This window comes from Paenibacillus sp. W4I10, assembly GCF_030816325.1.
Classification (GTDB): Bacteria; Bacillota; Bacilli; order Paenibacillales; family Paenibacillaceae; genus Paenibacillus; species Paenibacillus amylolyticus_B.
This window is the reverse complement of sequence record NZ_JAUSXX010000001.1, coordinates 1,948,295-1,967,880: the sequence shown is the minus strand read 5'-3', so window position 1 is coordinate 1,967,880 and position 19,586 is coordinate 1,948,295. Positions and strand designations below refer to the sequence as shown.

General features: G+C 43.9%; 17 protein-coding genes. 13 read left to right on the top strand and 4 right to left on the bottom strand.

The window, feature by feature from the left end; genetic code table 11:
* The first annotated feature begins 11 nt into the window (after nucleotides 1–11).
* The 7 genes from QF049_RS08735 to QF049_RS08705 all read left to right on the top strand — a co-directional run bounded on the left by QF049_RS08735 (nucleotide 12) and on the right by QF049_RS08705 (nucleotide 8,516).
* Nucleotides 12–2,117 (top strand): serine hydrolase domain-containing protein, encoded by a 2,106-nt coding sequence (locus QF049_RS08735; RefSeq protein WP_307536604.1) that lies wholly within the window; start codon nucleotides 12–14, stop codon nucleotides 2,115–2,117.
* A gap of 344 nt (nucleotides 2,118–2,461) precedes the next feature.
* Nucleotides 2,462–3,910, top strand: coding sequence for an amino acid ABC transporter substrate-binding protein/permease (locus QF049_RS08730; protein WP_307536602.1), 1,449 nt, complete (start codon nucleotides 2,462–2,464; stop codon nucleotides 3,908–3,910).
* Complete coding sequence (locus QF049_RS08725; protein WP_307536600.1) at nucleotides 3,903–4,631, top strand: amino acid ABC transporter ATP-binding protein; 729 nt, start codon at nucleotides 3,903–3,905, stop codon at nucleotides 4,629–4,631. Before QF049_RS08730 ends, QF049_RS08725 begins: the two co-directional genes overlap by 8 nt.
* A gap of 131 nt (nucleotides 4,632–4,762) precedes the next feature.
* On the top strand, nucleotides 4,763–5,125 hold the full coding sequence (locus QF049_RS08720; protein WP_307536598.1) for a hypothetical protein: 363 nt from the start codon (nucleotides 4,763–4,765) through the stop codon (nucleotides 5,123–5,125).
* 93 nt (nucleotides 5,126–5,218) lie between these two features.
* The gene (locus QF049_RS08715; RefSeq protein ID WP_307536595.1) at nucleotides 5,219–6,286 is read left to right on the top strand and encodes an NAD(P)-dependent alcohol dehydrogenase; all 1,068 of its coding nucleotides are present in this window, start codon (nucleotides 5,219–5,221) and stop codon (nucleotides 6,284–6,286) included.
* A gap of 197 nt (nucleotides 6,287–6,483) precedes the next feature.
* Entirely contained in the window at nucleotides 6,484–7,074 is a 591-nt protein-coding gene (locus tag QF049_RS08710) for a TetR/AcrR family transcriptional regulator (RefSeq protein WP_307536593.1), read from the top strand.
* 71 nt (nucleotides 7,075–7,145) lie between these two features.
* Complete coding sequence (locus QF049_RS08705; protein WP_307536591.1) at nucleotides 7,146–8,516, top strand: MFS transporter; 1,371 nt, start codon at nucleotides 7,146–7,148, stop codon at nucleotides 8,514–8,516.
* A 69-nt stretch (nucleotides 8,517–8,585) separates the two neighbouring features.
* On the opposite strand, the gene QF049_RS08700 is transcribed toward QF049_RS08705, so the two are convergent.
* The 3 genes from QF049_RS08700 to QF049_RS08690 form a co-directional block, all read right to left on the bottom strand.
* A complete protein-coding gene (locus tag QF049_RS08700) occupies nucleotides 8,586–9,866 on the bottom strand; it encodes a glycoside hydrolase family 27 protein (RefSeq protein WP_307536589.1) in 1,281 nt (426 codons plus the stop codon).
* Nucleotides 9,867–9,974: 108 nt separating this feature from the next.
* Nucleotides 9,975–10,856, bottom strand: coding sequence for an AraC family transcriptional regulator (locus tag QF049_RS08695; RefSeq protein WP_307536587.1), 882 nt, complete (start codon nucleotides 10,854–10,856; stop codon nucleotides 9,975–9,977).
* Between the two features lie 68 nt (nucleotides 10,857–10,924).
* A complete protein-coding gene (locus QF049_RS08690) occupies nucleotides 10,925–11,494 on the bottom strand; it encodes a TetR/AcrR family transcriptional regulator (RefSeq protein ID WP_307536584.1) in 570 nt (189 codons plus the stop codon).
* Nucleotides 11,495–11,632: 138 nt separating this feature from the next.
* On the opposite strand from QF049_RS08690, the gene QF049_RS08685 reads away from it, so the two are divergent.
* From QF049_RS08685 to QF049_RS08670, 4 genes are all read left to right on the top strand, one after another.
* Nucleotides 11,633–12,394, top strand: a complete 762-nt coding sequence (locus tag QF049_RS08685; protein ID WP_307536582.1) for an alpha/beta hydrolase — start codon at nucleotides 11,633–11,635, stop codon at nucleotides 12,392–12,394.
* Between the two features lie 262 nt (nucleotides 12,395–12,656).
* Nucleotides 12,657–13,091 (top strand): ribonuclease domain-containing protein, encoded by a 435-nt coding sequence (locus QF049_RS08680; protein ID WP_036615937.1) that lies wholly within the window; start codon nucleotides 12,657–12,659, stop codon nucleotides 13,089–13,091.
* Nucleotides 13,092–13,105: 14 nt separating this feature from the next.
* Nucleotides 13,106–13,381 carry a barstar family protein gene (locus QF049_RS08675; RefSeq protein WP_017688496.1) on the top strand — a complete coding sequence of 92 codons (276 nt, stop codon included), beginning with the start codon at nucleotides 13,106–13,108 and terminating at the stop codon, nucleotides 13,379–13,381.
* A 275-nt stretch (nucleotides 13,382–13,656) separates the two neighbouring features.
* Complete coding sequence (locus QF049_RS08670) at nucleotides 13,657–15,351, top strand: ABC transporter substrate-binding protein (RefSeq protein ID WP_307536578.1); 1,695 nt, start codon at nucleotides 13,657–13,659, stop codon at nucleotides 15,349–15,351.
* Nucleotides 15,352–15,469: 118 nt separating this feature from the next.
* Here QF049_RS08670 and QF049_RS08665 read toward each other — a convergent pair whose 3' ends face one another.
* Nucleotides 15,470–16,339 (bottom strand): helix-turn-helix domain-containing protein, encoded by an 870-nt coding sequence (locus QF049_RS08665; RefSeq protein WP_307536577.1) that lies wholly within the window; start codon nucleotides 16,337–16,339, stop codon nucleotides 15,470–15,472.
* A 161-nt stretch (nucleotides 16,340–16,500) separates the two neighbouring features.
* On the opposite strand from QF049_RS08665, the gene QF049_RS08660 reads away from it, so the two are divergent.
* On the top strand, nucleotides 16,501–18,018 hold the full coding sequence (locus tag QF049_RS08660; protein ID WP_307536574.1) for a glycoside hydrolase family 43 protein: 1,518 nt from the start codon (nucleotides 16,501–16,503) through the stop codon (nucleotides 18,016–18,018).
* 7 nt (nucleotides 18,019–18,025) lie between these two features.
* A complete protein-coding gene (locus QF049_RS08655) occupies nucleotides 18,026–19,570 on the top strand; it encodes a glycoside hydrolase family 43 protein (RefSeq protein ID WP_307536572.1) in 1,545 nt (514 codons plus the stop codon).
* The last annotated feature ends 16 nt before the right edge of the window (nucleotides 19,571–19,586 follow it).

Here is a 19,586-nt window from a genome sequence, read left to right as displayed (position 1 = left end):
GACAGGAGAAGATGAGATTGACACGAAAGAAACGAACTTCTATCGCCGCCATAACTTTGGTGTTTGCAATGATGTCCCCAATGTCGGCCATGGCCACACCCGCTACCAGTAACGGTAGTAGCCCTACGTATGATGTAACTAAAAAGGCAGCAAGTGCTAAGGCGAAGATACTTACCGAATCATACGCTACGACAAGTGTGCAGTACGCACTGATGGATGATGGTGAGATTGTGATCTCCGGTCAGGCAGGCAAAAATGATCTGAAAAACAACATCCCGCTTTCTTCAGATACCATGTATGGCATTGGTTCAACCAGCAAAATGGTGCTCACCACCGCCGTAATGAAGCTCGTTGATCAGGGCAAGATCGATCTTGATGAGCCTGCCGTGAAGTATATTCCAGACTTTAAAATGAAAGACAAACGTTACCAACAAATCACCCCGCGCATGTTACTGAATCATTCATCCGGACTTCTCGGAACGTCAAGTAACAGTGCAATACTGTTTGGAGATAATGATACCTATGCACATGATACGTTATTGGAACAATTGGCGACGCAACATCTGAAGGCCGATCCTGGCACATACTCGGTGTATAGTAATGATGGTTTTACATTAGCTGAGATTCTGGTTGAGCGGGTCAGCGGCATGAGTTTTACCGATTTCATGCACCGGTACATAACAGAACCCCTTGGTATGGAGCATACCAAAACACCGCAGGATATTGTGGACCTTAGCCAGATGGCAGCAACATATTCCCCATCGCATGAGGAGCAACTTCCATTAGAGACTACAAATATGATTGCCTCGGGAGGCATCTATTCCACCGCTGAAGATCTGGTTCAGTTCTCGAAAATCTTTACCGGTGAGGTTGAAATTGTTCTTTCACAGGAGTCTGTAGAGGCCATGGAGCAAGAAGAATACAAAAGAGGCATGTGGCCGGAAGAAGGCGATTCGTCCATTGGCTATGGCCTGGGATGGGACAGCGTGAACCTGTTTCCTTTTAATGATTACGGCATCCAGGCAGTAAGCAAAGGCGGCAATACAATAACCTATCACTCCTCATTGATTGTGCTACCGGAATATAATATGGCTGCTGCCGTAACTTCTTCGGGTGGTCATAGCTCAACGGATCAATTGCTGGCAACTGAGCTGTTGCTTGGCGCGCTTGAGGAGAAGAATATCATTCCAGAGCGTAAGCCGGAGAAGTCACATGATGCACCGGTGAAAACAACCATGCCGAAGGAACTTACACAGCACACAGGCATGTACGCTGGTGGGGCAAACATGTTAATGAAGATGGACGTAACAGATGACGGGCAATTAACGCTATCTAATCTGTCGTCTCCTAACAGTCCTGATCAGACCTATACGTACACCATTGATGGCTCATTTGTTAATGATGCGGCTACGGAAAAGCTGAAGTTCGTTCAGGAAGTCAATGGGAACACTTACTTGTGGTCTCGCTCGTATCAGTCTGTTCCTGGGCTTGGGCAAGTTGCTTCTTCGGAATATAAGGCAGAAAAGCTTGAAACCAATGAATTGTCGGAAGAAGTAAAGGCCGCATGGCAGAAACGGGAAGGCAAAGCCTACGTGTTGGTCAATGAAAAATACACATCAACACTGTACAACGCAGCGATGCCGATGATTCCCATTCATACTTTTAATGAGCTACCGGGTTATGTCTACACGAATAAAATCGTTGGAGCTAACCAAGCTGTGAACCAATTACAAATTCCTGGATTGGCGGGCCGTGACACGATGGAGTTCAATTTCTATGAGGAAAATGGCGTGGAATACGTTACAGCTGGAGGCAACGTCTATGCTGCTCAAGAAATTATAAAACCGATCTATACGGGAAAACAATCGAAGACAACCATTCAAGCGAATGGCCATACCACATGGTTTTCAATTCCGGCATCCGTTGCAGGTAAAGAAATGAAGGTCAAGATGTCGTCAAACAGCGCATTTGCTGTATACGACCAAGCGGGCGTAGGCATTAATCATACAGTGGTCAGTGGACAAAACGAAATTGTATTGCCTGAGAACGGAACCATTGTGTTCGCGGGTAAAGCTGGTTCGAAGTTCGAGATTGTATTGACAACCAGAGCAAATTAATAGATGATAAAAAAACTGTACAACAAAAAGTCGCGGAAATCGCGGCTTTTTTTGAGTTTTAAATTTTAAATAATACGTTTTAAAGTAAATGTACCTTTTTTCAGATTCACAATGTAATATTGGGTTTCGCAAAGCTTACCTAAAGGGTAAGTATTAAAAGGACTTTTACTGGTTGGAAAAAATGATGGAGGAAAATGTTGCAAGTGGAAAGGCAAAGCATTGATTGTTAATATACAGTAAATAATAACAATCAAATGGGCAGAAAAACGAGAGAAAGCATAACCGTAATACCGATTCCAAAGAAAATAATGATTATTCGGACAACACCGAGACGGGGAGGACACATGAAAACAACGAAGATCTCATTTTTTATACTTTCACTGATGCTGCTCTTGGTGAGCGGTCTATCAGGATGGGTAGGGAACGCTGCTGCAGCGTCCGATTCCGGTAAAACTTATGTTATCGGAACTGATGTCACATTTGCTCCATTCGAATATGAAGATGAGAATGGTGATTTTGTTGGTATCGATATGGATTTGCTGGATGCAATCGCCAAAGATCAAAATTTTAATTATCAAATTAAATCTCTGGGATTTAACGCAGCTGTACAGGCACTTGAGGCGAATCAAGTCGATGGTGTGATCGCAGGGATGAGTATTACGGATGAAAGAAAAGCGAAATTTGATTTTTCTGATACTTATTTTGAATCAGGTGTCGTTATGGGTGTTAGTGCCAACAATGACACAATTAAGAGTTATGAAGACCTTCGTGGACAGAAGGTAGCTGTAAAAACCGGAACAGAAGGGTTTAGTTTTGCAGAGTCCATCGCTTCAGAGTACGGATTTACGATCGTTCCGTTCGATGAGTCATACCAAATGTATGAAGACGTAAAAACTGGTAATTCCGTAGCCTGTTTTGAAGATTATCCTGTACTGGCCTATGGGGTTAATCAGAACAACGGTTTGAAAATTGTTACCGACAAAGAAGACGGCGCGCCTTACGGTTTTGCAGTAAGCAAGGGGAAAAACCAGGAGCTTCTGGAGATGTTTAATACAGGTCTCGCCAATATCAAAGCTAACGGCGAGTATAAGCGCATTACCGAGAAATATCTTGGTGAGAACGCGCCGACTGTCGCCAATCAAGGACGCTGGGAGCTAATTCAGAAATCTCTTCCTGCCCTGTTTAAAGGTCTGGGAAACACACTCGTTTACACGATTGTGTCACTGTTCTTCGCGTTTATCATCGGTCTGATTTTCGGATTTATGAAGGTGGGACAGAATAAATTCCTTCGTGGTGTTGCCACTGTATTTGTAGATATCTTCCGCGGCATTCCGCTGATTGTCTTAGCATTCTTTATCTATTTCGGGATTCCACAGGCGATGGGCTTCACGATGCCATTGTTCCTGGCGGCTATTCTGACACTTAGTCTGAATGCAGGGGCGTACGTAACCGAAATTATCCGAGGCGGGATTCAATCGATTGATCGTGGTCAGATGGAAGCTGCCCGTTCATTGGGACTTCCTTATCGCAAAGCGATGATAAAGATTGTCATTCCGCAGGCAGTGCGGGTTATGATTCCGTCCTTCATTAACCAGATGGTTATCACGTTGAAGGATACGTCAATCTTATCCGTTATTGGTCTCGTAGAGTTGACACAATCGGGTAAAATTGTAATTGCAAGAACGTTCTCCTCTTTTGACATTTGGTTAACGGTTGCGGTTATGTACCTGATTGTTATCATCACATTGACCAAAATTGCTGATTATCTGGAGGTGAAGGTTCGTCGTGGCTAAAATAAAAGTTGAAGGTTTGAAAAAAAGTTTCGGCACAAATCAGGTTCTCAAGGGAATTGATGTGGCGGTCAACGAAGGAGAAGTCGTCTGTGTCATCGGGCCTTCCGGTTCAGGAAAAAGTACCTTCTTGCGCTGCATCAACCAATTAGATGCCATTACGGCAGGGCGGGTTATCGTGGATGATCAGGATCTGAATGACCCTAAAACGAACCTGAACAAAGCTCGCGAAAATATTGGAATGGTATTTCAACATTTTAACTTGTTCCCTCATTTTAGTGTACTTAAGAACATTATGTTTGCGCCAAGAGAACTCGGGATATTAAATGCCCAGCAGGCGCGTGATACAGCACTCAAATTACTTGAGCGTGTGGGTCTGTCTGATAAAGCAGATAGCTTCCCAACACAACTGTCAGGTGGACAAAAGCAACGGGTTGCGATTGCTCGTGCACTTGCTATGAATCCGGACGTTATGTTATTTGATGAACCAACTTCGGCGCTCGACCCTGAGATGGTAGGAGAAGTCCTTGGTGTTATGAAGGACCTCGCGAGCGAAGGCATGACGATGATGATCGTTACCCATGAGATGGGTTTTGCCCGTGAAGTAGCTGATCGCGTAATCTTCATGGACGGTGGTTATATTGTCGAGCAGGGCACTCCTGAAGAGATATTTGGAAATCCGAAGAATGAACGGACGATCAGCTTTTTGGAAAAGGTACTCTAGAACTGATCAAGACTATACAGTTATCACATTGAAAGTCGCTAGTTTTAGCGGCTTTTTTTGTTATATTTATGAGGTGATTTAATATATTTGAATACCGTCCAAATCTAGCAAGAAAGAGAGGTCTGTCCTCCATGGATAATGTGTCACAAGAAGATCAACTTGAATCGATCAAAGCCTTTCAATCAACCATCCGCAAATCGGAAAATGCCTTAGTGAATATGACTCAGAATAGGAATAACACGACATTGTTACAGAAACGTCTCCAAGCTTTTTACATCGGCCTCGCACTGTTGGATAAACAGTGGAATCAAAAAGCTCATTCATACACCAAGGAAGATATAGCAGAAGCCCGTCTTGTCTTGATTGGATTGTTTCCATCCCTTGAGAACATGTATGCCAAGTCCAAAGAAGGTAGCCCTCAAAAGACTCTTCTGGAAAGAAGGATTAAAGCATTTCATCTGGCCGTTCAAGCCATGGATGATCTCGCAATTTAAGTATTCCAACATTCTGCTTATTTTGATTGAAACCACTGAAAATGGTTTACGTATCATTGTTTTGACGGGAAGACTGGGTATGCGTAATTGACCATGGATACACATATGTCTATCGAATGGAGAATGATCATGGAAGAAGAAACGAATCAAGCAGGATTACCCGGAGAGCAGATCAACTCAATGAATGCTATGGTGTATGATACTTACGGAACCCCAGACGTACTTCGATTGGAGAAGGTGTCCATTCCTGTGCCTAAAGATCACGAAGTGTTAATTGAGGTCTATGCCACTTCGGTAAATTCATGGGATTGGGATCTATTGCGCGGGAAACCACTCGTTAACCGTATCGGCGCGGCAAGGCAGCCTCGTTATCGAATTCTTGGCGCAGATGTGGCAGGGCGCGTAATCGCCGTTGGAGCTTCTGCTACACGGTTCAAACCAGGAGACGAGGTGTTCGGAGATCTTTCCGGTTGCGGGTGGGGTGGATTCGCGGAATATGTATGTGCAGCTGAGAAGGCCTTGACACCCAAACCCGCCGGTATCAACTATGTGCAAGCGGCAGCTATTCCTCAGGCAGCCGTTTTGGCTTTGCAAGGTTTACGTGATCGGGGAGAGCTGCAAAAGGGACAGCGTGTTCTGATTAATGGCGCAGGTGGTGGAGTCGGGACATTTGCCATCCAATATGCCAAATTGCTTGGGGCTGAGGTGACTGGCGTTGACAGTGCTGAAAAGCTCGACATGCTGCATGCTGTGGGAGCTGACTATGTGTTGGATTATAGGAAAGCGAATTTCACTGCAGTAGGTGTACAATACGACCTGATTCTGGATGTCATCGGGAAGCATTCGGTTTTTGCTTTGAAACGTGCACTAGTTAGCGGAGGCAGGTACGTGATGATCGGAGGTCCAATGCCGCAAATTCTTCTCAATCTGATATGTGCACCGTTCATTGCCAAATTTGAACATAAGAAAATAATGCTTCTCATCCATAAACCGAATCATGAGGATCAAGAGGTATGGAGAGAACTTGTTGAATCAGGCCATGTCTTGCCGATTGTTCACCGCGAGTACGCATTAAATGAAGCAGCTCAGGCCATTCAAGATCTTGGAGAAGGTCGTGTGAAAGGAAAAGCCGTCATCTCCATCAAGAAAATAGATTTATGAATAGAAGGGCATCATGAAGGTAGCTTGTCATTCGATATCAAAATTATAAGATCATATTTCCTTCGAGGTCGCTAAGTTAGCGGCTTTTTTTGTGCGTTCAAGTATTATTGGAAATATACCTTGACAACAACAAGCTCATTAGTTATTATTTCATCCATGACAGTGATTACTGACATCCAGAGAGGAGGTATATAGACATGTCCATTAGCAGCAATCTTAGCAGTAAAGAAAAATTAATGTTGACGGCTATCGATTTAATTTCAAAAAAAGGCTATAAAAGTGTGACGACACAGGAAATAGCCACAACAGCCGGACTAAGTGAGAAAACCTTGTTTCGTCTCTTTGGAACCAAACAAAACTTGTTAGAGACTGCCTTTGACCAATATCATTATGCAGAAGAGATGACCAGAATCTTCAATGAAAAACTCGTATGGGACCTGTATACAGATTTGATGCTAATCAGCAAGACATATCATAATATCATGAACCGTAATCGAAAATTGTTTATGATTAGCCTGAAAGAAGTAGAGAATCTACCCGGTTATAGAGAGAGAACGGTAAAGCATCCTCAACAACTTTTGGATATTTTAACCAATTACTTTAATATCATGTATGATAAAGGAAAGTTGGCTAAAATCAATCCTGAACTGCAAGCTTTTTCATTCATGTCATTGAATTATGGCGTATTCATAAATAATCTCGAAGAAGAAGTGCTTTTTCCAGGGCTCTCATTGGAAGGCATCATTACAGAGAGTGTATGGACGTTTACTAGGGCATTAACTCCCTAGTTTTTTTAAGCTTTTTAATGACAGTAAGTACTGACAGACTAAATATATTCAAAAGAATTGAGGAGAGTATGATGAACACCAATAAAGAAGCGTTATTACTCCGTGTTCTTGTTTTCACACTGATTATATCAGTCATGAATGGAATGATGTTTAATGTTGTATTACCTGTGATTGGTGAAGAGTTCCAACTTACTGCTTCTCAAGCGAGCTGGATCGTTACAGGTTATTTAGTTGTATATGCGATTGGTACAGTGACTTACGGGAAACTTACCGATAAATACAGTATGAAGGTTCTAATTTCGTTTGGTCTTTGGATATTGGCAGCAGGCTCTCTTCTGGGGATTGTGGCAACAGAGTATTGGATGGTTATTATCGCACGGATCGTACAGGCTGCTGGTGCAGCGGTCATACCTGCATTGGCCATGATTATTCCCGTTCGATACTTCGCACCGGAGAAACGCGGGCAAGCCTTGGGTACCTCTGCCATTGGTATAGCTCTTGGAAATGCCCTTGCTCCGATCGTGGCCGGATTTGTATCGAGCGCTTTGAGTTGGGAATTTCTTTTTGTAATCCCATTACTTTCTCTTGCTACGCTTCCTTTTTATCGAAAATACCTGGATGAAGAAAAAGGCGGCAGTGAAAAAATGGATTATTTGGGTGGAGCGTTATTAGCAGGAACAGTTGCTACACTGTTGCTCTCATTAACCCAATCTAATGCATGGTTTCTATTAATAGGAATGGTCTTATTAATACTGTTCATCATGCGTATTCGTTATGCGGAAGTGCCGTTTGTAAAACTGGCCGTATTTCAAAACAAGGCATATTCAGCTGGAATGGGAATTGCATTCCTTCTGGTCGCTATCAGTCCTGCTATTCCATTTACTACGCCACAATTGCTCTCGGAAGTACATGGTCTATCTCCAGCATTGACAGGTGTCATTATGCTACCTTCTGCGCTCGTAGCTGCACTTCTCGGACGCAGAGGTGGAAGGCTTGCGGATGAAAAAGGGAATCCTTTTTTACTGTATACGGCATCTTCACTACTTGTTGTTGGTTTTATAAGCTTATCGTTCGTTGTAGGTGCTGCACCGGTCTTGATTTCCTTTTTTCTTGTTTTTGGTGTTCTGGGTCAGTCTTATTTGCAAATTGCGGTATCAAATACCATTGCTCAGACGCTTCCCAAAGAGCAAATTGGAATAGGGATGGGGTTGCTATCCATGTTTAACTTCATTGCAGTGTCTGTGTCTACTGCTGCCCTAGGAAAGGTGCTTGACGGGGGAACAGACACGCTTCAACTTAACCCTCTGATTCAAGATAAGACAGCTTTTGTGTACAGTAATATATTTATTGTGCTCGCCTTGTTTGTTATTGCGATAACTATGCTATATGTGCTTCAGTTTGGACGTATGTCCAAAACTGTTCATCATTCGAGTTCATCTTAACGATGAACAAGATATGAGAGAGAGGTCTGTCTATTTAAAACGACAGACCTCTCTTTTTCTTTTGGAAGCTTAGGAAAAGCGATAGAGACGCACACCGTGCGAAGGTACAGTCGTTACTAAGGAATTCTTTGTAAATTCAGCTGCTTCTTGGCTCCACAATTCAGTACCTTCGGTAATGCCGGACAATCCGACCTCATCAATGGACAGATTCACAGGTAGAGCATTCTCACCGATGTTAAACACAGCCACGTAAGACGAGCCATCCGCATGCTGGGCAGTCCACACAATAAGATCGTCTTTGCGTAAGGCTTCTTTGGCTCCGTAACTCTCACGATGCATTCGCAGAACCTCACGATTGGTTAACAGGGATAGTGTCCAGTCATCATTATCTCGCAGTTCACCACCAAAAATGAGCGGGGAACGGAAGATACTCCACAGTGACATCATCGTCAATTGCTCGTCAGGCGTGAACCGAGTCCAACGATCTGCTCCACCACCGTCTACAGAACGGATACCGATATGACCCAAAGGCAACATATCACAGTCTGGCCAGCAGCCTGCTTGAGGAACGCCCTGCCACGTCTGGCAGCGGTCGAACATATCCAATAACAGCGGCCAAAGGTCCCAGAAATCGTCCGTGACACGCCACATGTTGGCATGATCAGCTAAGAATTCTGAGTATTCCACCGGAGCTGGGCCAGGAGAGAGACTTAGTACCATGGGCCGACCTGAGCGCTCAATCGCTTTGGATATCATTTCGATCTCGGGCTGATGGGTGTCATAGAGCCTTGAAGCAGCAATATCGTCTACCTTCACCAAGTCAACGCCCCATTGTGCATACAGTTCAAAAAGGGAATCGTAGTAGGCTTGTGCGCCTTCTTTCGAGCTATCGACACCATACATATCTGTATTCCACGGACAGATGGAGTTCGGATGAGCAATATCGCGCGCAGTGGCGGTTGTACCCAGGATCGGAGTAGCCGCATGTGCAGCTTGACGTGGAATACCGCGCATGATGTGAATGCCAAATTGCAGCCCAAGACTATGGACGTAGTCGGCTAATGGCTTAAATCCCTGTCCACCTGCAGCGGAGGGAAACCGATTCTCGGCAGGCATAAGCCGCGAATATTCATCCATGATGAGTGGAACGAACGGACGATATTGCGAAGAATTGGCCAAAGGCTCGTACCATTGAATGTCGACCGTAATATAGCTCCAGCCGAAGTCTTTAAGATGTTCTGCCATGTACTCGGCGTTGCCACGAATTTCGTCTTCCGTAACGGCCGCGCCGTAACAATCCCAGCTGTTCCAGCCAAGCGGTGGAGTTGATGCTGCAAGCGTATGATTCATGGGAATGCTCCTTTATGGATTAATTATTGCTCTCGCACAATTCATCATAATAAAGGATTTTATTAATATCTACAGTGATGTTGAGTGTGGAATAGCAAAATATTGCGGTTAATCGAAGAATAATTTACGGTACACAAGGCTTTCTCCGCCACTGCGAAATTCACCTGGCGTAACGCCTGTTATGCTGCGAAAGGCTTTGATAAAATAACTTCCGCTGGAATACCCGACTTGCTCGGCGATGACTTCTATGCTAAGAGTAGTTCCACGCAGCAGTTCCATTGCTTTCTCGGTACGTACACGAGTCAGATAAACACCTGGCGTCAAGCCCGTACTGGAGGAAAAGCGACGTATAAAGTGATATTTGGAAAGGGAAACATGCTCCGCGAGCTGATCCATACTGATCATCTTGGAGTAGTTGTTTTCTATGTATTCCACGGCTATTTGAATGCTTTTAGACCAATTTTCCCTGTTGCGCAATGTTGTTTTCTGTAATCGAGTCAATTCTGTCATGAACTGATATACGCTCGATGATGCGATCAGAGGATCAGTGATTCTGCCTGCCGCCGCATCAGTCACGATCATCCGCAACAGTCGGATGGGTGTACAATCAGCGGGTAAATAGGGAACTTCTCCAGCTTCCCGAAGGAATTTTCGCCAATGGGGCAGAATAAGAGTGGGCCTGAACAGCAGGAACAGAAACGCCCAAGGTTCTTTGGATGCTGAATGATAGTAATAGCGATGTGGCCCTGGAATTTCCGCTAAAAAAGCTTGTCCTGCGTTAACCTGATGAATGCGATTATTCGACTCAAATACACCTTCACCCGAAATTGTATATTGGAATAACAGGAGAGGCCCGTCCGAACGTTCGAGTCCATCCCAATGATAAGAAGGATCGGTTATTGAATCACATCCAGCCGCATACAGTACACACAATTGGAGCTCCTTGTTTTCCGCAAATCGAAACCCATAGGTTCCTCTAGGGATATTCATGTCAGCACTCCTTGTTGCCCTGAATTTTTACTGCGCTCCGCGAATGAAAATATCTACTAGTCTTTGGCCTAGTGAAAAATTGGAACATATTTATGCAGGTTATCTTCCCGATTACCCATTAGCATCAATGTCGAGAAGGTCTCTGCCAGGAAAAACGGATCGTCCGTCCGCAGTCTGTTTTCATCCATTGCCCGTTGGAAATGAGAGGCTAACACTTCGTGAATCTGATGCTCCGCGTTGCGTATATCCTGAATTTGAGTTGGTTCAAGAAAAAGCTCAGCTTCTCTGAGCATGGTTTCAATCTCCGCATGGGGATTGCCCAGTCTGGCCTCTGCCAGACGAACAAGCCCCGACTCCAGATTCTCGGCTTGATCAAGGATAAGCGAGGTTAACCGGCTCACATTCTGTAGCATCGTTGTAAAGGCAACCTTAAAAAGCTCTGGTTTGCTGGTGAAATGATAATAAATGGTTGGTTTTGATACGCTACATGTTTTGCCAATTTGCTGAAGCGTGACTGTTTCGTAGCCATACTCCATGAATAACTGTGAAGCCGTTTGAATAATGGTTTGCTGAATTGAGATATCGTCGTTGCCATGTTTGGGTCTTCCAGGCAATCGTTTGGGTGATTTTTCTGTCATTGAACTTCCCTCCATGAATATTTTATGACAAATAACGATAGTAAGCAAAATCATCTTGTAATTATACTTACCGGTAAGTATAATTATGGAGAGTTAAAAAAGACATATCATTATCCTCATACTAAGGTGGTTTTAAGGTTGAAAACGACACAACGTACTAACAAATGGAAAAAAATAATCATGTGGACCATCTTGTCCATCGTTGTCATCGTGGCCGGCGTTTACGTATATCTCAATTCGGTTACGTATAGTCCCTCTGAGCGAGCTGAAACGGCGATGACAAGTGATGCTCAGGTTAATGTCGCCAAGATTAAGGACGGTTACCGATTTGAACCCGTGGGTACAGAGATAACCAAATCAAATATTATTTTTTATCCAGGCGGTCTGGTTGAACCTGAAAGTTATTCTCCACTTGCCAGAGAAATGGCAGAACAGGGTCACCGCGTCTATATCGCGAACATGCCAATAAACTTGGCGATTTTCGGTCAGAACAAGGCCGATTCCTTTATCGAGGAACATCCTGACGAAGCGTTTGTTATTGGTGGCCATTCTTTGGGAGGGTCATTTGCATCACGGTATGCTGCGGAGCACAATGAGAAGTTGGAAGGTGTCTTTTTCATGGCTTCTTATGCAGATGAAGGAGGTAGCTTGAAGAATACGGATTTGTCTATCTTACTAATTACAGGCTCGGATGACGGAGTGCTTAATAGAGAAGACTGGGAGAACTCCAAAGCAAATCTTCCGGAAGACACGACATATGTGAGTATTGAGGGTGGAAATCACGGTCAATTTGGCTCATACGGCATGCAAAAAGGAGATAATCAACCTGCAATTACAGAAGAAAAGCAGTTGGAAGAGGTAGTTATAGCCCTAGAGAACTGGATGGGTAAATTAAAATAATGTACTAAATGAATGTGTTGAATGGTAATGATCATGGTACGATTAAAGTCGCTATTTTAGCGGCTTTTTTTGTTGTAGAATAAGAATAATGCTTCAATGGAGCAGAGCAGGCTTAGCTGCTTTTACCGATTGGATTTGTCTCAATGATTGGTTTATAGAATTGCTTTAATTAGCACAAATCGTTAACATTAGAAGCATTGTCATCGAATTAGCACCAAAACGGAAGACAGCAAGAGCAAGAACATCAAAAGGAGAAAAGATAATGTTTTTCAGAAAATTTGCTTACACGTTAGTGATCATCCTCGCTGCATTATTGTTCTCAGGTTGTACGTCAGAGTCTTTGCGTGATCTTGGATCACCTCAAGTTTCGGAGGATATGGGATTTGATGAGGTTGCCGACTATATCTCGGAGCACAATGAACTCCCACCAAATTATATTACCAAGAAAGAGGCAAGAGATCTGGGATGGGAACCAAGCGAAGGTAACCTGCGAGAAGTCGCTCCAGGCAAAAGCATCGGCGGCGACGTATTCAGGAACCGGGAAGGATTACTCCCCAACAAAAAAGGCCGGATCTGGTACGAAGCCGATATAAATTACTCAGGAGGACGGCGCGGAAGCGACCGAATTCTATACTCGAATGACGGTCTAATCTACCAGACGACAGATCATTACAAGTCATTTGAACAGTTAAAATAAACGGAGGAAATGATATGAGCATCATTCAGATTAACGGAAACGACTTTCACAGCAAGGAAGAGCTTCATCAAATTTTGCAGAACCAGCTTGAGTTAGACGAGAGCTATGGAGGCAATTTGGACGCTCTATGGGATGTCTTAACTGGGGCTGTAAGCATGCCGCTTACTGTTCAATGGATTGGTTTTGAGAAAAGCAAAGAGATTCTTGGAGATTACGCTGACCAAGTCATGGAATTGTTGCGTGATGTGGAAGGTGAGATCCAAGGATTTACGTTGGAATTATATTACTGAAAAGTATTATGGGTGTTATGAGGCGATGGGCAACCATCGCTTTTTTGGTCTTCACATTTTTACTGAGACACATGTCTAGATCATGCTATTTTCATGGCTTAATAATCAAGGTTGGGGTGATTAGACTTCCTTATACTTTAAACATGGAATAGGGTAGGCAGGATTGTAATCGTTTACTAACGATTGAATATGTAAGCGTATACTATTTCAAAGTGAACCATCGTAATGTCTGGATTGGTTATTACGACTAACACCATTTAGGGGGCAGAAAAATAATGAGAGCTATTTCAAAAATGCTAGGAGCATGTCTCGTAACAAGTGTTGTGTTAGTTTCCGCCGGTTGCGGAAACCCTGGAGAGAATTCTGAATCAAATACGAGTGACCCCAACAGCCCAATTACATTTACCTTCTTCGGTGCAGATGCAAGTCCCAACTGGAACAAAATGCAGGATGCGGTAGGGAAGAAAATTACGGAAGAAACCGGTGTAAGTATTGATGCAGAATTCGATATTTCGAGCGGAGGCGGAAACGACCGCATTTCCTTGATGGCTGCCAGCGGCGATTATCCGGATTTGATTTTCCCCAAAGGTAACTTGACCAGACTCGTTGATGCCGGGGCAATGATTGATTTGACGGATCTGATCGAAGAACACGCCCCCAATTTGAAAAAGATCTACGGTGAGCACTTCAATCGGTTGAAATACAGTAATGACGATCCTTCAATCTATTGGATTCCAACGAATGGTGCGATCGATCAGGTCAGCTTTGATGCGACGAATGGTACCGCCATTCAACATCGTGTAGTCAAGGAACTCGGGTATCCTGAGATCAAAACCTTAAACGATTTCGAAAATGTGCTACGTGAATATTACGAGAAACATCCGACCACAGATGATGGCCAACCCACAATTCCGCTGACGCTTAGTGCAGATGGATGGCGGCGAATGATCACTGTTACTGATCCAGCTGTCATGTCTACTGGAGGACCTGGAGATGGTGAGTATTTCATCAATCCGGACACCTACGAAGCCGTTCTGCATTACAAACGTCCCGAGGAGAAGGAATATTTCCGGTGGTTGAACAAGATGTACAATGAAGGTTTGCTGGACAAGGACAGTTTTGTTCAGAAGGATGACCAGTATAAGTCCAAAATCGCCAGTGGTCGCGTGTTATCCTTGCTTGATCCAAGCTGGGGATTCAGTGATGCGGAAAATGCTTTGAAAAGTGCAGGAAAAGATGATATGACCTACGGATTCTATCCGGTAACGTTAGATGACAGTTTTCAGCGTAAAGATTTCCAGAATATTGGCTTTGATGGTTATGGCATTGGCATTACAGTCGATTGTGAAGATCCTGTCCGTGCCATCAAATTTTTGGATTGGATGTCTTCTGAAGAAGGGCAAGTATTGAGAAACTGGGGCGTTGAAGGCGAGCAATATAACGTGGAAGACGGTGATCGCACCATCCCGGCCGATGTACAGGAACGTAAAAACAAAGACAATAACACATTCACCAAAGAAACCGGAGTAGGCTTGTATTACATTTTTGGTGCTCATTACGGGGATGGCGTCAAAGATTCAACGGATAACTACTATACAACGAATTATCCTGAACAGATTCAGCAAAGTTATTCTGATGAGGAGAAAGAAGCTCTGAAAGGTTATGGCATCACTACATGGAAGGACTTGTTCCCATCGGAAGAGGAGTTCCCGGTGAAAGAGTGGGGCGCTGCTTACAATATGCCGATTCCTTCGGATAGCGGGGATTATAACGTTGTGTACCAGAAAACGCAGGATATTATTCAGAAACGGATCGCCGAAGCGATTACATCCTCTCCAAGTGCCTTTGAAGGCATATACGACAATATGATTACCGAACTTGATAATGCAGGTGCAGTAGCCATGGAACAGCAGTATACGGAGTGGATTAAAGATCGCGTTCGATTGTGGACGGGTAAAGAGATCAATTAACTAGCGTATAATTACAATAATGAGTTGTTTGCAGATCCGAAATATATCAAGAACTAAAAAACATCGAGCCATGCAGGATGGCTTGATGTTTTTTAGTTTAAATTGAATGAGCTCATCATTATCTTGGCAGTGCTTCCATTGCATCACGTCTTTGTTTGATATATCTACCGGGGGAGATGCCGACCATTTTGGTAAAACTGCGAATAAAATTGGCATAGTCACTAAAGCCCGATTGAAAGCATGCATCCGTAATACTCATTCCTTCAGACAGGTGGAATTTGGCCCGTTCAATACGACGACCCAAAATGTAGGAACGGATTGTTAATCCAGTATGCTTTTTGAACTGGCGGCTGATATAAGTACTGTTCATGTAGAACACTTCGGCAAGTTTGCGAAGTGTAATATCTTGATTCAGATGTGTTTCAATATAATCCATGGTTTCACGAACCAGTTCAGGCATAATGTCATTGGGAACAAAGGAATTGTTATGAAACCAGACGTTAATCATGACCAACAATTGGGCTACGGCTGCATTTATTTTGATATCGGTGCCATAAGCATCGGAAGCAAGCAATCTTTCCAGTTCGTTCGTACATTGCAGCATCTGCTTCAAGTTATAGTCGTCTAAATGCACGATGTTGCCTGTTCCTTTGGGGCGATGATCAAAACATGATGATAGATTGGTTGATGGTGTGGAAAGCTGAAATAGATATTTTTTTTTGAGATTGATTGTAATTCGCTCATACTCAGATTCATCCAGAATAAAGGCTCGGTGCATCTCCTCGGGTGACATCACAAGCAGATCACCAGGCTGTACATGGTAACATCGATTTTCTACATAAAAGTGAACGTTGCCACGAAGAAACAGGTAGATCTCGTATGCATTATGGCGATGATAGATTGTTTCCAGCTTATACGTCGTTACGCTGTGTAGATATAAGAGCTCAGGCTGGATGGGATCATAAAAACACTCAGAGGATCCACTCATGAAGTACCTCCCGTCATTTCACGCAATAAATAGAGCGGTTAACGCAATGAAATTGTACTCAGCTTACCTTAAAATGTAATCATCCTATCATGATACCTTTTGTATTGCAAACGCTTTCTCGTAAAAAGCACAACTAAAACAATTATAGGGGGATTCTTTTGATGAATCATCATTCTACACCACAAGCTGGTGAGCAAAAGCAAGATCAAGCTGCCACTCTGGAGAGTATTCCAGGGGAGATTGGAAAGCTTCGTCCCAACGGTAACCCTCTGGTGGCCCACAAATTCGGAGCCGATCCCTATGCTTTGGTATTTAACAATCGAGTCTACTTATATATGACTAGTGATAAGCTGGAATATGATAAAGACGGCCTTCCTCAGAAAAACAGCTACAGTTCAATCAACCGGATTACGGTCATTTCTTCGGATGACTTAATCAACTGGACCGATCATGGAGAGATCAGAGTTGCTGGACCTCAAGGCGCAGCAACATGGGCTTCGCAATCCTGGGCCCCGGCAGCTGCTCATCGAATCTTGGATGGAAAGGACTGTTTCTTTCTTTATTTCGCCAACAATGCCAGTGGAATAGGTGTACTGTCTGCACCCACACCTGTAGGTCCATGGATAGACCCTATAGGAAAAGCACTTATTACAAGAGAGACTCCGGGAGTGGAGGAAGTCACCTGGTTATTCGATCCAGCTGTTATAGTAGATGATGATCATCAGGCTTACATATACTTCGGGGGTGGGATTCCGCAGGGGAAAGCAGGAAGACCTGATACGGCAAGAGTTATGCGATTGGGAGATGATATGATCAGCGTTGCAGGCACAGCGAAGGTGATTCAGGCGCCTTATATGTTTGAAGATGCAGGGATACATAAATATAATAATAATTACTACTTTACGTATTGTTCCAATTTTGTTGAGGGTGATCGGCCAGAGGGCAGTCCACCACCCGGTGAAATTGCATATATGACCAGTGTTCAGCCGATGGGGCCATGGACATATCAGGGAACGTTGCTCCAGAATCCGGGCCACTTTTTTGATGTTGGCGGCAATAACCATCATGCTATATTCCAACTGGCCGATCAGTGGTACGTTGCCTATCATGCTCAGACACTAAGCCAGGCCATGAATATTCCCGATGGTTACCGTTCAACACATCTGAATCGAGTCGAGCATGATGAGGCCACGGGTAAGATCCGGAAGGTACATGCAGATTATCAGGGCGTAGATCAAATCAAGTGCTTCAATCCTTATGAGTGGGTAAGCGGTTCGACGATTGGATGGAGCAGCAGAGTAACAACAGAGCAATATCTTGACTCTGCTGAGATATCTGGATCCGATTCGAATATCATGTCCGCTAAGCTGCAAAATGACAGTTGGATAGCTGTATCCAAGGTCGACTTTGAAAGTGAAGGACCCACAACCTTTACAGCTATTATTGCGAATCAAGGAAGCGAAGGTACGTTGGAACTTCGGCTTGATCGTGCAGACGGACCGTTAATAGCCGAAATCATTGTTCCGTCTTCGACCGGATCTCTTCAATGGATTGAACTAACAACGAAAGTTACGGGTGCAAAAGGTGTACAAGATTTGTATATTAAGCTTAAGAATTCAACAGACAGCTCCATCATCCTTTTAAGAGAATGGAAGTTTAACAGAAAAAATGAGGTGTAATTGAAACATGTATCCAAATCCGATTATTTGGGCTGATTACCCGGATCTTGACGTTATTCGTGTAGAGGACACATATTATATGGTTAGTACAACCATGCATATGATGCCGGGATGTGTCATCCTGCGTTCATATGACCTGATCCATTGGGAAGTAGCCACATATGTATACGACACATTGGACGATACACCTGCACAGCGGCTGGTGGATGGTCAGCACATTTATAGCAAAGGCATGTGGGCTGCATCGCTCCGCTATCATCAAGGGATGTTCTATGTGATCTTTGTGGCGAATGATACCCGAAAAACATACTTGTACACGTCACCCACCATCTCGGGAGTGTGGAAAAAACAAGTAGTCGAAGGGTTTTACCATGATTGCTCCTTATTTTTCGACGATGATGAACGAGCATATCTCGTGTACGGGAATACCGAGATTTATCTGACCGAATTAAGCTCTGATCTGTCCGGGCCCAAACCTGGTGGAGTGCATCGCTTGATTGCAAAAGACGAGCAGCCTCATCACCTTGGTTATGAAGGAGCACATTTTTACAAGATCAATGGTAAATATATAGTGTTCCTGATTCATATAACAAAAGCTTGCGGACGGAGAACACAGGCGTTTTATATGGCAGACTCTCTGGAAGATGTCTTCACTGGTGGAGAAGTATTCAATGACGATATGGATTATTTCAATTCAGGTGTTGCTCAGGGGGGTATCGTGGATACGCCGGATGGAGACTGGTATGCAATGCTGTTTCAGGATCATGGGGCTGTTGGCCGGGTTCCTGTTTTGGTTCCTCTACACTTTGATCAAGGTATACCGGTCTTTGCAAGCAAAGCGCCGAAGCAGATTGATATCCCAAGCACGAGACCAGAGCACCGTTATAACCCGTTAGTGGGTAGCGACAGTTTCAATTATGAACCTGCGGAAGATGGAAGCATCCGACTCCGTGATTTTTGGCAATGGAATCATACACCTAATCATGAACTCTGGTCCGTCACAGAGAAACCGGGGGTGTATCGTGTTCGAACGGGACAGATCAGCCCAAATCTGACGTTTGCGGTAAATACTCTAACCCAGCGTTCAATGGGGCCCGCTTGCGAAGCAATAGTTACGCTTGACGGCAGTCGTCTGAATGATGGGGATTATGCCGGGTTGTGCTTTCTGATCGGTTCGTACGGTATGATTGCTCTTACGAAGCAGGATAGCAAGTTTTACTTGGTCATGCATGCCAGAGATAGTGAGGATTCCACCATATTTGGCAATCTGATCGACCAGAAGCCAGCCACTGAACATGAACGTATCCCGGTATCAGATCCAGTAGTTAAACTAAAAGCATTCGGAAATTTTGAGAACAATCTGGATGAGTGCTCTTTTGCCTATTTCAATGGGGTTGAATGGAGAGATATAGGGATTGTCCACAAAATGATATATAAACTGGATCATTTTATGGGTTGCCGAACGGGGTTGTTTGTATATTCAACTGAAATAGCTGGAGGAACAGCTGACTTTTCAAATTTTGAATATCGCGTGATTAATCCTGTTGAGTAACAATGAAAACACGTAA

Bases quoted from the DNA above. Each gene is read 5' to 3' on its own strand.
- QF049_RS08700 (WP_307536589.1), bottom strand. From the start codon at position 9,866: ATGAATCATACGCTTGCAGCATCAACTCCACCGCTTGGCTGGAACAGC.
- QF049_RS08705 (WP_307536591.1), top strand. From the start codon at position 7,146: ATGAACACCAATAAAGAAGCGTTATTACTCCGTGTTCTTGTTTTCACA.
- QF049_RS08720 (WP_307536598.1), top strand. From the start codon at position 4,763: ATGGATAATGTGTCACAAGAAGATCAACTTGAATCGATCAAAGCCTTT.
- QF049_RS08670 (WP_307536578.1), top strand. From the start codon at position 13,657: ATGAGAGCTATTTCAAAAATGCTAGGAGCATGTCTCGTAACAAGTGTT.
- QF049_RS08730 (WP_307536602.1), top strand. From the start codon at position 2,462: ATGAAAACAACGAAGATCTCATTTTTTATACTTTCACTGATGCTGCTC.
- QF049_RS08675 (WP_017688496.1), top strand. From the start codon at position 13,106: ATGAGCATCATTCAGATTAACGGAAACGACTTTCACAGCAAGGAAGAG.
- QF049_RS08655 (WP_307536572.1), top strand. From the start codon at position 18,026: ATGTATCCAAATCCGATTATTTGGGCTGATTACCCGGATCTTGACGTT.
- QF049_RS08660 (WP_307536574.1), top strand. From the start codon at position 16,501: ATGAATCATCATTCTACACCACAAGCTGGTGAGCAAAAGCAAGATCAA.
- QF049_RS08695 (WP_307536587.1), bottom strand. From the start codon at position 10,856: ATGAATATCCCTAGAGGAACCTATGGGTTTCGATTTGCGGAAAACAAG.
- QF049_RS08690 (WP_307536584.1), bottom strand. From the start codon at position 11,494: ATGACAGAAAAATCACCCAAACGATTGCCTGGAAGACCCAAACATGGC.
- QF049_RS08735 (WP_307536604.1), top strand. From the start codon at position 12: ATGAGATTGACACGAAAGAAACGAACTTCTATCGCCGCCATAACTTTG.
- QF049_RS08715 (WP_307536595.1), top strand. From the start codon at position 5,219: ATGGATACACATATGTCTATCGAATGGAGAATGATCATGGAAGAAGAA.
- QF049_RS08710 (WP_307536593.1), top strand. From the start codon at position 6,484: ATGTCCATTAGCAGCAATCTTAGCAGTAAAGAAAAATTAATGTTGACG.
- QF049_RS08680 (WP_036615937.1), top strand. From the start codon at position 12,657: ATGTTTTTCAGAAAATTTGCTTACACGTTAGTGATCATCCTCGCTGCA.
- QF049_RS08665 (WP_307536577.1), bottom strand. From the start codon at position 16,339: ATGAGTGGATCCTCTGAGTGTTTTTATGATCCCATCCAGCCTGAGCTC.